A 13476-nucleotide genomic window follows, 5' to 3' on the forward strand; every position below is an offset into this window, starting at 1 on the left:
GAGTCACTGGACCACGCCGCGGGTCTTGAGGTGCTCGATGAGCGGTTCGGCGCCCGCCGCGAGGTGCTCCGACATCGCCGACCGCGCGAGGGCGTCGTCACGCTGCGCCAGCGCGGTCAGCAACTGCCGGTGGTGACGCACCGACTCGGCGGGCCAACGCTCGATCGTGGGGAACACCGACTCCGGCGCGTACCGGGTGATCAGCGACATCATCTGGGCGAGCTTCGGTGACTCGGCCGCGACGTTGATCGCCCGGTGAAACTCGTGGTTGAGCCGCACCGCACCTTCGCCGTCGTCGCGCCGGTAGGCGTCCTCGAGCGCATCCTGGATCGCGGTGAGTTCACGCAGCTGATCGTCGGTGATGTTGTGCGCTGCGCGGGCGGCCAACTCGCCGCCGACGTAGGCCTGCACGTTCGACACGTCGGCGATGTCGCGACCCGTGACAGGCAGTACGACGAATCCGCGCCGGGGCTGTTGTGCGAGAAGCCCTTCGGCGCGCAACCCGAACAGCGCCTCGCGCACCGGTGTCACGCTGACGCCCAGCTCGGAGGCCAGCTGTTCGAGCCGGATGTACCCGCCGGCCGGGTAGGTGCCATCGAAGATGCGCCGACGGACGAACCGCGCGACGTCCTCCGAGAGCTGGGGGCGGGCCGCGAAATCGGGGGCGGACATGTCAGATCCGGTAGTCGGCGAGCAGACGCTTGCTGATGATGTTCTTCTGGATCTCGCTGGTGCCCTCCCCGATCAGCAGGAACGGTGCGTCGCGCATCAGCCGCTCAATCTCGTACTCCTTGGAGTAGCCGTAGCCGCCGTGGATGCGGAAGCTCTGCTGGGTCACCTCCGCGCAGAACTCGCTGGCGAGGTACTTCGCCATCCCCGCTGCGACGTCGTTGCGCTCACCGGAGTCCTTGAGGCGGGCGGCGTTGACCATCATCAGATGCGCCGCTTCGACTTTCGTCGCCATCTCGGCCAACTGGAAGGCGATGGCCTGATGGTCGGCGATCGGTTTCCCGAACGTATGCCGCTGCTGGGCGTAGCGCACCGCGAGTTCGAACGCGCGCAACCCCACGCCGCAGGCCCGCGCCGACACGTTGACCCGGCCGACCTCGACGCCGTCCATCATCTGGAAGAAGCCCTGGCCGGGACGCTCGCCGAGGATGTCCTCCGCGCTGGCGCGGTAACCGTCGAAGATCAACTCGGTGGTGTCGATGCCCTTGTAGCCCAGCTTGTCGAGTTTTCCGGGGATGGTCAGCCCGGGCATCACCTCGCCGAAGCCGGTGGGTTTCTCGACGAGGAACGCGGTGAGGTTGCGGTGTGGTTTGTCCGCGCCCTCGTCGGTGCGCACGAGCGCGGCGACCAGGGTGGAACTGCCGCCGTTGGTCACCCACATCTTCTGCCCGTCGATCACGTAGCCGCCGGAGTCGTCGCGGCGGGCGCGGGTGCGGATGGCCGCGACGTCGGAGCCCAGTTCGGGTTCGGACATGGAGAACGCGCCCCTGGTCTCCCCGGTGGCCATGCGCGGCAGGAAGCGTTGCTTCTGCGCCTCGGTACCGTGCTGGCGGATCATGTAGGCGACGATGAAGTGGGTGTTGATGACGCCGGAGACGCTCATCCATCCCCTGGCGAGTTCCTCCACGCACAACGCGTAGGTCAGCAGCGATTCGCCGAGCCCGCCGTACTCCTCGGGGATCATCAGGCCGAACAGGCCCATCTCGCGCATCGCGTCGACGATCTCCTGCGGATAGGTGTCGGCGTGCTCGAGTTCCTGGGCGTTCGGGATGATCTCCTTGTCGACGAATTGCCTTACGGTGGAGACGATCTCGGTCTGGAATTCGGTCAGGCCCAGAGTCTGGGCGAGCCGGGTCACGGGGTCACCCGCTCGAACACCGCAGCCAGTCCCTGCCCGCCGCCGATGCACATCGTCATCAGCCCGTACCGGCCCTGCCTGCGGGTCAGTTCCCGGGCGAGCGTGGCGAGCATCCGTCCGCCGGTCGCTCCCACCGGATGTCCCAGCGAGATCCCGGACCCGTGCACGTTGGTGCGCTCCATGTCGGCGGCGGTGAACTTCCACTCCCGCATCACGGCGAGCGCCTGCGCGGCGAACGCCTCGTTCAGTTCGATCAGATCGATGTCGGCCAGGTCCAGGCCCGCTCGGGCCAACGCGGCCTCGGTCGCCGGCACCGGTCCGATGCCCATGACCTTCGGCGGCACCCCGGCCAGACCCCACGACACCAGCCGCACCAGGGGCTCGAGACCGAGTTCGGCGGCCTTCTCGGGCGTGGTCACCACGCACATCGAGGCCGCGTCGTTCTGACCGCTGGCGTTGCCCGCGGTCACCGTCGCCTCCGGATCCTGTCTGGCCAGAATCGGTTTGAGCCGGCTCAGCGTCTCCATCGACGTATCCGCGCGCGGATGCTCGTCGGTGTCGACGACGTCCTCACCGCGCCGGGTACGCACGGTCACGGGGATGATCTCCTCGGCGAAGACGCCGTTCTTCTGGGCGGCGACCGCCCGCTGGTGCGAGGTGACCGCCAGCTCGTCCTGTTCGGCCCTGGTGATGCCGTACTCGCGGCGCAGGTTCTCGGCGGTCTCCAGCATCCCGCCCGGCACCGGATGGTTCTTACCGCCGGCGGTGGTGCGCCCGCGGGCCAGCGCGTCGTGCACGGCGATGCCGCCGCGTGCGCCGCCCCACCGCATGTCGGTCGAGTGGAACACCACGTTGCTCATCGAATCGGCACCGCCGGCGACGACGAGGTCGTTGTTGCCGCTGGCCACCTGCATCGCGCCCTGAAGGACGGCCTGCAGCCCGGAACCGCAGCGGCGGTCGATCTGCATACCGGGCACGGTCACCGGCAGTCCCGCATCGAGCGCGATGACACGGCCGATCGCGGGCGCCTCCATGCTCGGATAGCAGTGGCCGACGATGACGTCCTCGACGGCGTCCGGCGCGATGCCGGTGCGCGTCAGCAGGCCCTGCAGCGCCGTCACCGCGAGTTCGACGGCCGTGAGGTCCTTGAACATGCCGCCGTACCGTCCGATCGGCGTCCGGACGGGTTCACAGATCACGGTGTCGCGCATCAGATGTGCCTCCCGCCGGTGACTTCCAGCACGGTGCCGGTCATGTACGAGGAGAGGTCCGAGGCGAGGAACAGGGCGACCTTGGCCACCTCGGCCGGTTCGCCGGCCCGGCCCATCGGTATCTCGGCGAGCTTCTGGTCCCAGATGTGCTGCGGCATCGCCTCGGTCATCGCCGACCGGATGAGACCGGGCTGGATCGCGTTCACGCGCACCCCGAGGTGAGCCAGTTCCTTGGCCGCGGCCTTCGTCATCCCGACGATCCCGGCCTTGGCCGCCGAGTAGTTGGTCTGTCCGACGAGCCCGACCTTGCCCGAGATCGACGACATGTTGACCATGGCACCGCGCTTGTTCTCGCGCATGATCGCCGCCGCCGACTTCAGCCCGTTCCAGGTGCCCTTGAGGTGGACGGCGATCACCTGGTCGAACTGTTCCTCGGTCATCTTGCGCAGGGTGGCGTCGCGGGTGATCCCCGCGTTGTTCACCATGACGTCGAGGCCGCCGAAGCGCTCCACCGCCGCGGCCACGAGCGCATCCACCTCGTCGGCCCGGGTGACGTCGCACCGGACCGCGGTGGCCACGTCCGGTCCACCGAGGCGTTCGGCCGCCGCCTCGGTGGCGTCGAGGTCGAGGTCGCCGAGCACCACCCGCGCCCCCTCGGACACGAAGCGCTCCGCGATCGCGTATCCCAGTCCCTGCGCACCGCCCGTGACGACCGCGGTCTGTTCACTCAGCAACGACACTCGATCACCTACCTGACTCGTCGGGGGCCTCCGAGGGGCCCGGTCGGCGTACATCGTATTTCATATACGATATTGGTGGCCAGCCACCCCATGGGCCGCCTACTGCGACTGGAGGTCGTCGATGAGCGAAGTCAGTGACGAGGATTTCCGCGAGATCCTCGCGCAGACAAGACATTTCGTCCGATCCGCGGTGGTCCCGCGGGAATCCGAGATCCTCGCCGAGGACAAGGTCCCCGACGACCTGCGCGAAGCCGCCAAGAGCATGGGGCTGTTCGGCTACGCCATTCCGCAGGAATGGGGCGGGCTCGGACTGGATCTGACCCAAGACGTCGAACTGGCCATGGAGTTCGGTTACACGTCACTGGCGCTGCGCTCGATGTTCGGCACCAACAACGGCATCGCCGGGCAGGTGCTGGTGGGATTCGGCACCGATGAGCAGAAGAAGCAGTGGCTCGAGGGCATCGCCTCCGGTGACGTCGTCGCCTCGTTCGCACTCACCGAACCGGGGGCCGGCTCCAATCCGGCGGGACTGCGGACCAGAGCGGTGCGCGACGACGCCGGCGACTGGGTCGTCAACGGCCAGAAGCGCTTCATCACCAACGCCCCGACCGCCGACCTGTTCGTCGTCTTCGCGCGCACCCGGCCGGCCGACGACCGCGGCGCCGGTATCGCGGTGTTCCTGGTACCCGCCGATGCCGACGGTGTGGAGGTCGGCGCGAAGGACGCCAAGATGGGTCAGGAGGGCGCCTGGACCGCCGATGTGAACTTCACCGACGTCCGCGTACCGGCCTCGGCGCTCGTCGGCGGCAGCGAGGACATCGGCTACCGCGCCGCACTGATCACCCTGGCGCGTGGGCGCGTACACATCGCCGCGCTCGCGGTCGGCGCCGCGCAACGCGCGCTCGACGAGTCCGTGGCCTACGCCGCCACCGCCACGCAGGGCGGCACGCCGATCGGTGACTTCCAGCTGGTGCAGGCGATGCTGGCCGATCAGCAGACCGGGGTGATGGCCGGGCGGGCGCTGGTCCGCGACGCCGCGCGCAAGTGGGTCACCGACGAGGACCGGCGCATCGCACCGTCGGCGGCCAAGGTGTTCTGCACCGAGATGGCCGGGCAGGTCGCCGATCTCGCGGTGCAGATCCACGGCGGCACCGGGTACATGCGCGAGGTGCCCGTCGAGCGGATCTACCGCGACGTCAGGCTGCTGCGACTCTACGAGGGCACCAGCGAGATCCAGCGCCTGATCATCGGCGGCGCACTGGTGAAGGCCGCGCAGCGGACGGCGGCGAACTCATGACCGGCCGCCTCGCAGGCAAGGTCGCCTTCATCACCGGCGCGGCCCGCGGCCAGGGGCGTGCGCACGCCGTCCGCCTGGCGACCGAGGGTGCCGACATCATCGCCGTCGACATCGCGGGCAAGCTGCCGGACTGCGTCCCGTACGACCATTCGACGCCGGAGGACCTCGCCGAGACCGTGTCGCTGGTCGAGGCGACCGGCCGCAGGATCCTGGCCTCGGTGGTCGACACCCGCGACCACGATGCCCTGCGGGAGACGGTCGATGCCGGGGTCGCCGAACTGGGCCGCCTCGACGTCATCGTCGCCAACGCGGGTATCACCGCGCCGCAGGCGTGGAACACCATCACACCGGCGGACTTCCGCGACGTCACCGACGTCAACATCACCGGCACCTGGAACACCGTGATGGCCGGCGCACAGCACATCGTCGACGGCGACCGAGGCGGTTCCATCATCCTGATCAGTTCCGCCGCGGGGCTCAAGATGCAGCCGTTCATGGTGCACTACACCGCCAGCAAGCACGCCGTCACCGGGATGGCGCGGGCGTTCGCCGCCGAACTCGGCAAGCATCGGATCCGGGTCAACAGCGTGCATCCCGGCGCGGTCGCCACCCCGATGGGCACCGGGGACATGGTCGAGGGGCTGATGCGCGCCGACGCCGCCAACCCCGGCTTGATGAACATGGTCACCCCGTTCATCCAGGACATCGCGCAACCGGAGGACATCGCCGACGCGGTGGCGTGGCTGGCCAGCGACGAATCGCGGTTCGTCACGGCCGCGGCGATCGCCGTCGACTGCGGGTCTACCCAGTTCTGACGGTCCGGGCCGGCGACCGCTGCGCGAACACCCGGGTGAGGAACGCCGCCTGGTCCGTCGCGGCCCTGTCGTGCCAGTCGTGGCCGGGCCAGACGTCGAAGTGGTCGCACGGGTAGTGGTGCACCTGCGCCCTGGCCTGTACCGCGGTTCTGGCGACGGACTCGGCGGGTACGAACCGGTCGAAGTCGGCGATCTGGACCAGGACCGGCACCCGAATCCGCTTGGCCTCCTTGGCCGTTCGGACCTTCACCAGTTCCATCCCGATCGCGGCGTCGACCTCGTTGCGCCACGTCGGTCCGGCGATCGACAGGTAGCTGTCGTAGGCGCCGTCGAGGGCGAGCGCACCGGGCTGCCCCGGGCGGGCCGCCAGCGGCATCAGCGACGGGGCGCGACCGCAGGCGACCGCCACGCGGCTCTTGGCGCCGACCAGTGACCAGCGCAGCGCCGCACCGACGTCGCGGTGCGCGACCGCTGCTCTGCTCGCCGCGAGCCCGCTGGTGAGCGGCGTCATCGCGATGACCGCCGCGACGTCGGCCCGGCCGGCCGCCACCCGGATCACATGGCTGCCGGAGAACGACGAGCCCCACAGGGCCACCCGGACCGGATCCACACCGGGCAGGCGCTGCGCCGCCACCACGGCGGCGTGGAAGTCCTGCAGCTGACGCGTGACCGACACACTCTGGCGTGGTCGACCGTCGGAGGCGCCGAAGCCGCGATAGTCGAACGTCAGCACGTCGGCGCCCGCCGCGCACAACCGGTCGGCGAAGGGTTCCAGACCCGAATCCATCGTCCCGCCGAAACCATGCGCCATGACCACGACCGGCCGCCCGTACGGACCGGACAGCCGGTCGGATTCGCTGCGGTAGTGCCGCGCTGCGCAGCGGGTGTCCATCGAGGTGAAGTCCACCTCGTCATAGGTGGTGGTCATGTCGCGGGACGCTCCTCGGGGTCGGTGATGCCGTAGACCGAACTCAGCCATACCGCCGCCGCCCCGTGCCTCAACTCATCGGCCGCCAGGGGTCCGCCGAGGGTCAGACGTTCCAGCATCCGGTCGTTGAACTCGAGCAGCACGGTGGCCAACACGAGGGCGTCGACGCCGGGGGGTGCGACCCCCGCCGAACGCTCGGTGCGGATCAGCTCGGCGATGGAGTCGACGAACGACTCGCGGGCGTCGTCCCAGATCGAGCGCACCGCAGGGCTGGACCCACGCACCTCGAGCATCGCCTGGAACAGATGCCGGTGACGCTCGCACAGGCCGAAGAGCCCGGCGAGCATCTTGTGAACGCGGGCCCGGGGCGAACCCGATGCGCTGGTGAGTGCCTGGTTGACGGCGATGGTCTCGTCGAGGATGCGCTCCGTCAGCGCCGCCACCGCAGCCGCCTTGTTCTCGAAGTAGAAGTAGAACGCCGAGCGCGTCACGCCGGCCTGCTGCGCCACCTCGGCGATGTTCACCGTCTCCACGCTCGACTGCTGCAACCATCGGTCGAGCGCGTCGAGGATCGCCTCGCGGCGCAGATCGCTGCGCTGCGCCGGGCGTCGATCGGTCGCCGAACGCACTGTCAGCCGGCCGCATTCGCGAACACCGGCCGCTGCCGGCGCGCCCGCTCGTACCCGGCCGGGAGTTCGCGCGCGCGGATGTCGTGTTCGTAGACGAAGTAGTCGACCTGCTGGGTGTGCCGCGGCCGGTCGGTGCAGTGGCCGGCGTGCAACCGCTGGTCGGCGTCGATCGTCCGCTCCATCTCGGCGCGCCCGGGCAGGGCGTAGCGACCCACCGCGTAGGCCGCCAGCAGCCGGGACTGGCATTCCACGAACGGGAACAACGTCGGCACCGACTGGGCGAACCCGATGAACACGACATCGTCGACGCCCGGTAGGAACATGCGCTTGTAGAGCCGGATCTGGTTGTCCGGCGCGCTGATCAACGCCGGATCGAAGAACGGGAAGGTGATGTTGTATCCGGTGGAGTAGACGATCGCGTCGAAGTCGTCGCTGGTGCCGTCTTCGAAATGCACCGTATACCCGTCCAATCGGGTGACGTTGGGTTTCGGGGTGACGTCACCGGAGCCGAGCCGCAGCGGCAACTCCACCGACTGCGTGGGGTGGGCCTCGAAGAGTTTGTGGTTCGCCGGCGGCAGACCGTAACTCGTCGGGTCGGTCCCCAGCATCGGCGCGACGAGCTGTATTGCCTTGCGCTGCCAGGACAGTGGCAGATGCGGCGTGGTCCGGAAGAACTGGTCACCGGGGCGTCCCGCGATGTATTTCGGCACGATCCAGGCACTCGACCGCGTGGACAGCGTCACCTTGTTCCGCAGCGACCTCGACGACAGTTCCACGGTGATGTCCGCGGCGCTGTTGCCCAACCCCACCACGAGGATGCGCTTGCCCGTCAACTCCAGGGGGGTGTGCGGGTCGACGTAGTGATGGGAGTGGATGGACTCGCCGGCGAAGTCACCGGGGAATTCGGGCCAGCGTGGGTCCCAGTGGTGCCCGTTGGCGACCACCAGCAGGTCGAAGTGCCGCCGCTCCCCCGCCTGGTCCTCGATGTCCCACCCACCGGCGATCTTCCGCTCGGCGCGCACCACGCCGTTGTCGAACTCGATGTCGTCGAGCAGTCCGAACGTCTCGGCGTAGTCGTCCAGGTACGCCTTGATCTCGGTGTGGTGCGGGAACGACGGATAGTGCTCCGGCATCGGGAAGTCTTTGAACGACAGGCGATGCTTGGACGTGTCGATGTGCAGCGAGCGGTACGCGGAGCTGTGACCGTTGGGGTTGCCGAACGCCCAGTTGCCGCCGATCCGGTCCGAACTCTCGAACGTGGTGTGGGCGACGCCGTAGTCCTTGAGCATCTTGGCGGCGGTGAGGCCGCTGATGCCCGCCCCGATGATCGCTGTGCGCGGCGACGTCTGACCCACGTGTGCTCCTCACCGAGTGATGGGCAGCACACTATCCACGCGATGTGACGCGCGTCAACGACATCTGACAGATGTCAGACGCGGGTAAGCCGAACTCAGCCGATGAAACGCACGATCGACTCGGCGACGGCGGCCGGCTTGTCGGCCCCCTCGATCTCCACGGTGATGGTGGTCATGGCCTGGACGGCACCGTCGAGCCGGTCCACCTTGCTGATCTCCCCCCGGGCCCGCAGACGCGCACCGACCTTGACCGGGTTGATGAAGCGAACCTTGTTGTAGCCGTAGTTGATTGCCATGGCGATGTTGCCGACGGTGTAGAGCTGGTGGCTGAAGTGAGGCAGCAGTGACAGCGTCAGCAGTCCGTGTGCGATCGTGCCGCCGAACGGACCCTGCGCCGCCTTCTCCGGATCGACGTGGATCCACTGGTGGTCGTCGGTGGCATCGGCGAACAGGTTCACCCGATCCTGGGTGATCTCGAGCCATTCCGTCGGGCCGAGTGAGGTGCCCTCGGCCGCCGCGAGCTCGTCCAGTCCATTGAAGGTCTTCACGGGTGTCTCCTCTCCGGCGCGCTCGCGCCCCTGACGCCTCGCACCCTACGGTCAGCCACCCCGCCGATCGACGCCGGGCGCGCCGACGGGCCCGCCGCCGCGAGGATAAAGTCGGATTCGAATTTGCCAGAATTGCGTTGATTCGACTGATTTGTTCGCAAGTCGTCCATTATCTCCGGCATCGATTTGGACCCTGGAAACGGAGAAGCGCGGGCGCCCTTTCGCCTATCGGAGGGGCCAGCCGACCGCGGCTGGCACGTTCTGCCGGCATTGTGCGCCGACACGATCACGAGCCGCCCGGATTTTTCGCGTGTCGGTTCCGAATGCGGCGAGCAATCTCGAAGTATTGCCCTGCGCAAGCATCAGCGGGATTGGTCACCCGCGGCAGCGACAAGATCGGCGCGACATCCAGACCGGGATGGACGTGTCACCGGTCGCAGGAGTCGGCGCCAATTCGGTGGTGTGGACCGCCGGGGCGGTGCGCCGTCGGCGATGGCGCCGAGCAACCCGGACTCGCGGCAGGCACCCGGACGCGCCCCGCGACCCACCCGCCGATCGCGCGGGGCATACGCGTTCCAGCGCCGCCGCAGGCGTCGCGGGAGCGACGAGAACCGTGCCCGGACCGTTCTCCTGGCAAACCCGTCCCACCCCACCGGCGACGGGGCGTCCCACCCGGGCGACCGGCACGCCACCCGAGCCTCGGACGGCGCAAAACCGAAGGTCCGACCCTGACGCACGGTGGTCGGACCGCCACGGTGTCGGCGCACCGACAGCCCTGGCCGGCGTCGGCATCGGCGACATCCGTGGACGCCGATCCCGCGCCCACCGGTGATCCGTCGACGCTAGTGGGTGACGAGGCTCACAACCTGGCTCGGCCGGCAAACAGCAAGAAACGCTCGATTCCGGCGCGCCCGCGCCGGCGATGCAGTCGGTGCACACGCAAAGTTCGCCGGACGCCACCACCGGACAAACAACCTGCGAAGACCCGCGAATAGCCGATTGCCATAACTGAAGTTCCGTGCACAAACACATCTGATGGCCTGGTCCACAAAACGCAATACTGGACAAGTTTTTCTCGCTAGCTGGAATGGAACCCACTAAGAGCGGGATACTCAAGTTCGCGTATTCGCGAACCCGCGTGACGCGCACCACGATCAGCCGTCGCCTAACCCCCAGGCGGCTGCCCGAAGGACGGACACCCATGCCTGCTGCCCAGCTAGACACCCCCACCCCCGGGCTTCTGGAACTGGACCGGAACCCCACCTGGTTCGATACTGCGAGCCAGTGCACCATCGTCTTGGCACAGCCCTCAACGGAGCCCGAACTCTGGGCCGAGTATGTTCGCGGGGCGCAGCTCAGCTACCACAAGCACGGAGTCGAGCGCGCGCTCGACACCGGTGCGCTCGAGCGTGGCGACGACACCGCGCTGTTCTGTGCCGGCATCAACCAGGCCGGACAGGTGGTCGGTGGCGTTCGCGCCAAGGGCCCGTACACCGCAATCGACGAGTGCCACGCGGTGGTCGAGTGGGACGGCCAACCCGGCCTGACCGCGGTGCGCAAGATGGTCGGTGATCGCCTGCCATTCGGCGTGGTGGAAATCAAATCGGCATGGGTGAGCGACGACCCCGAACAGAGCCGCGCACTCACCGACGTCCTGGCCCGCGTGCCGCTGCATTCCATGCTTCTGCTCGACGCGCAATTCGCCGTCGCGACCGCCGCGGCATATGTCCTCAATCGCTGGTTATCCTCGGGCGGTGTGCTGGCCGCCAAGATTCCCGCGACTCCATATCCCGACGCCCGATATCAGACGAAGATGATGTGGTGGGACAGGCGTACCTACGCCAATCACGCCGACCCCAAGCAGGTTTCGACGTTCTTCGCGGAGACGCGGCAGGTGACGGCGCAACTCGACGGGATCGGCCGACTCACGTCCGCCGCCGCGACGGTCTGATGACACGGTCCACCACTGATCAGACTGTCTACACCGCCTCCGTTCTCATCGACGACGCAGACCGCGACGCACTCGCGACGCTGCGGTCCGATCCCGGGATCGAGTTCGTCGACCGCGCCGCGGAACTGCGCTCGGCCCTGGCCGAACTGCGTCCGCCCGCGGACGGTGAGCTGGCGGATGAGCCGATCCGGTGGGCGTACTTCCCGTGGCGGCGCACGGTCGTCAGCGTCCTCGGTCCTCGTGCCCACAGCCGGCTCCGACTCGACCGCAACCGCAATCTGATCACCGCGTCGGAACAACAGCGCCTCGGTCGGCTGCGGGTCGGGGTGATCGGTCTCAGCGTCGGCCACGCCGTGGCCCACACGCTTGCCGCACAGGGGGTCTGCGGCGAACTGCGGCTCGCCGACTTCGACGGCCTCGAGGTGTCGAACCTCAACCGAGTCCCCGCCAGCCTGGTCGACGTCGGGGTGAACAAGGCGGTGGTCGCGGCCCGCCGGATCGCCGAACTCGATCCCTACCTCCCGGTGCAGGTGATGACCGACGGCGTCACACCGGCCACGGTCGAGGAGTTCCTCGACGGGCTCGACGTGGTGGTGGAGGAGTGCGATTCGCTGGACGTGAAGGTCCTGGTGCGTGAGCACGCCCGGGCCCGCCGCATCCCGGTCCTGATGGCGACCAGCGATCGCGGCCTGCTCGACGTCGAACGTTTCGACGTCGACCCGTCGCGGCCGCTGCTGCACGGGCTGCTCGGCGACATCGACTCCGCGGCATTGTCCGGGCTGACGAGCAAGGACAAGGTGCCCTACGTGCTGCGCATCCTCGACGCGAGCGCGCTGTCGTCGCGGATGGCCGCGTCGCTGGTGGAAGTCGGGACGAGCCTGACGACATGGCCGCAGCTCGCCGGTGAAGTCGCGCTGGGCGCCACCGCCGTCACCGAGGCGGTGCGCCGCATCGGCCTCGGCGAACCGCTGCCCTCGGGCCGGGTGCGGATGGATGCCGCTGCGCTCCTCGACCGCGTCGAGGACCCGCTCGGTTCCCCGGCTGTCGAGGACACGGCCGACGACGGGGTGGCCGATTCCGAAACGGACTCCGTCCCCGAGAAGGTCGCCGCCGCCGCCGTGCGGGCCCCCTCGGGTGGCAACTCACAGCCGTGGCACATCGAACTACAGTCCGACGCCGTACACCTGTGGGTGGCCCCCGAGGCCACGAGCGCGATGGACGTCGCGTACCGGGGTAGCGCGGTCGCACTCGGTGCGGCGGTCTTGAACGCGCGGATCGCCGCGGCGGCCCACCACCGCGCCGCCGACGTGCACATCGAGCGCGGTGACGAGCGCTCGCCCCTTCGCGCCGTCGTCCGCCTCGGGCGGGCCGAGGACGAGGAGCTGGCGCGTCTCTACCCCGCGATGCTGCGGCGGGAGACCAACCGGCATCACGGGTCCGGCACACCGATCGGCGCCGCCGAGATCGAGGCGATGGCCGCCGCCGCGCGGGCCGAAGGTGGCCGCCTGGCGATGCTCACCGACACCCGCGACATGGCCGAGGCCGCCGAGATCCTCGCGGCCACCGACCGGATCCGGTACCTCACACCACGTCTGCACTCGGAGATGTTCTCGGAGCTGCGCTGGCCCGGGGATCCGGCGCCCGACTCCGGGATCGACGTGCGGACACTGGAGTTGGGCCCGACGGACCTGGTGAAGCTCGACATCCTGCGCCGCGGCGAGGTGATGGCCGATCTGGCCCGGTGGGATGCGGGGTCGGCGCTGGGCGAGGACACCTACGACCGGCTGACGTCCAGCGCCGCACTGGGTGTCGTCACCGTCACCGGACACACACTGCCGGACTACCTGCGCGGGGGCGCGGCGACCGAGGCGGTCTGGATCGCCGCCGAACAGCACGGCGTCGCAACCCATCCGGTGTCGCCGGTGTTCCTCTACGCGCACGGCGACCGCGAACTCGCCGAACTCTCCCCGGCGTTCGCCGGCGAACTCGGCGAGCTGCGACGCCGTTTCCGCGCGCTGACCGGCATCGGCGCGGAGGAGTCCGAGGCGTTGGTCCTACGCTTCTCCATCGCGCCCCGCCCGTCGATGCGCAGCAGACGCCGCAGCCTGAGCACCCCGGCACCGGCATGACACCAC

Annotated in this window: 12 protein-coding genes; 4 read left to right on the plus strand and 8 right to left on the minus strand. The window is 68.9% G+C overall.

What is annotated here, in order from left to right; genetic code table 11:
* Window positions 1–3: 3 nt before the first annotated feature.
* The 4 genes from G6N49_RS14570 to fabG are packed head-to-tail and all read right to left on the minus strand — an operon-like array spanning window position 4 to window position 3872.
* Window positions 4–672, minus strand: a complete 669-nt coding sequence (locus G6N49_RS14570; RefSeq protein WP_083045170.1) for a GntR family transcriptional regulator — start codon at window positions 670–672, stop codon at window positions 4–6.
* A 1-nt stretch (window position 673) separates the two neighbouring features.
* Window positions 674–1867 (minus strand): acyl-CoA dehydrogenase family protein, encoded by a 1194-nt coding sequence (locus G6N49_RS14575; protein ID WP_083045171.1) that lies wholly within the window; start codon window positions 1865–1867, stop codon window positions 674–676.
* Complete coding sequence (locus G6N49_RS14580; RefSeq protein ID WP_083045172.1) at window positions 1864–3078, minus strand: acetyl-CoA C-acetyltransferase; 1215 nt, start codon at window positions 3076–3078, stop codon at window positions 1864–1866. The genes G6N49_RS14575 and G6N49_RS14580 overlap by 4 nt, the downstream gene beginning before the upstream one ends.
* Window positions 3078–3872: a 3-oxoacyl-ACP reductase FabG gene (gene fabG, locus G6N49_RS14585; RefSeq protein ID WP_083045173.1), complete on the minus strand. Its 795-nt coding sequence runs from the start codon at window positions 3870–3872 to the stop codon at window positions 3078–3080. The genes G6N49_RS14580 and fabG overlap by 1 nt, the downstream gene beginning before the upstream one ends.
* A gap of 67 nt (window positions 3873–3939) precedes the next feature.
* Between fabG and G6N49_RS14590 the strand changes: the two genes are divergently transcribed.
* Complete coding sequence (locus G6N49_RS14590) at window positions 3940–5115, plus strand: acyl-CoA dehydrogenase family protein (RefSeq protein WP_083045174.1); 1176 nt, start codon at window positions 3940–3942, stop codon at window positions 5113–5115.
* Complete coding sequence (locus G6N49_RS14595; protein WP_064915746.1) at window positions 5112–5930, plus strand: mycofactocin-coupled SDR family oxidoreductase; 819 nt, start codon at window positions 5112–5114, stop codon at window positions 5928–5930. Before G6N49_RS14590 ends, G6N49_RS14595 begins: the two co-directional genes overlap by 4 nt.
* Here the strand turns inward: G6N49_RS14595 and G6N49_RS14600 are convergent.
* The 4 genes from G6N49_RS14600 to G6N49_RS14615 all read right to left on the minus strand — a co-directional run bounded on the left by G6N49_RS14600 (window position 5917) and on the right by G6N49_RS14615 (window position 9390).
* Window positions 5917–6858, minus strand: a complete 942-nt coding sequence (locus tag G6N49_RS14600) for an alpha/beta hydrolase (protein ID WP_011559154.1) — start codon at window positions 6856–6858, stop codon at window positions 5917–5919. The two genes, G6N49_RS14595 and G6N49_RS14600, sit on opposite strands and share 14 nt — an antisense overlap.
* On the minus strand, window positions 6855–7487 hold the full coding sequence (locus G6N49_RS14605; protein WP_011559153.1) for a TetR/AcrR family transcriptional regulator: 633 nt from the start codon (window positions 7485–7487) through the stop codon (window positions 6855–6857). The genes G6N49_RS14600 and G6N49_RS14605 overlap by 4 nt, the downstream gene beginning before the upstream one ends.
* 2 nt (window positions 7488–7489) lie before the next feature.
* Window positions 7490–8842, minus strand: a complete 1353-nt coding sequence (locus G6N49_RS14610) for a flavin-containing monooxygenase (protein WP_011855220.1) — start codon at window positions 8840–8842, stop codon at window positions 7490–7492.
* A gap of 95 nt (window positions 8843–8937) precedes the next feature.
* Window positions 8938–9390, minus strand: coding sequence for a MaoC family dehydratase (locus G6N49_RS14615; protein ID WP_011559151.1), 453 nt, complete (start codon window positions 9388–9390; stop codon window positions 8938–8940).
* A 1201-nt stretch (window positions 9391–10591) separates the two neighbouring features.
* Between G6N49_RS14615 and G6N49_RS14620 the strand changes: the two genes are divergently transcribed.
* A complete protein-coding gene (locus G6N49_RS14620; RefSeq protein WP_064915749.1) occupies window positions 10592–11341 on the plus strand; it encodes a hypothetical protein in 750 nt (249 codons plus the stop codon).
* Window positions 11341–13470: an Rv1355c family protein gene (locus G6N49_RS14625; RefSeq protein ID WP_064915750.1), complete on the plus strand. Its 2130-nt coding sequence runs from the start codon at window positions 11341–11343 to the stop codon at window positions 13468–13470. The genes G6N49_RS14620 and G6N49_RS14625 overlap by 1 nt, the downstream gene beginning before the upstream one ends.
* The last annotated feature ends 6 nt before the right edge of the window (window positions 13471–13476 follow it).

This window comes from Mycolicibacterium monacense (genome assembly GCF_010731575.1).
Lineage (GTDB): Bacteria > Actinomycetota > Actinomycetes > Mycobacteriales > Mycobacteriaceae > Mycobacterium > Mycobacterium monacense.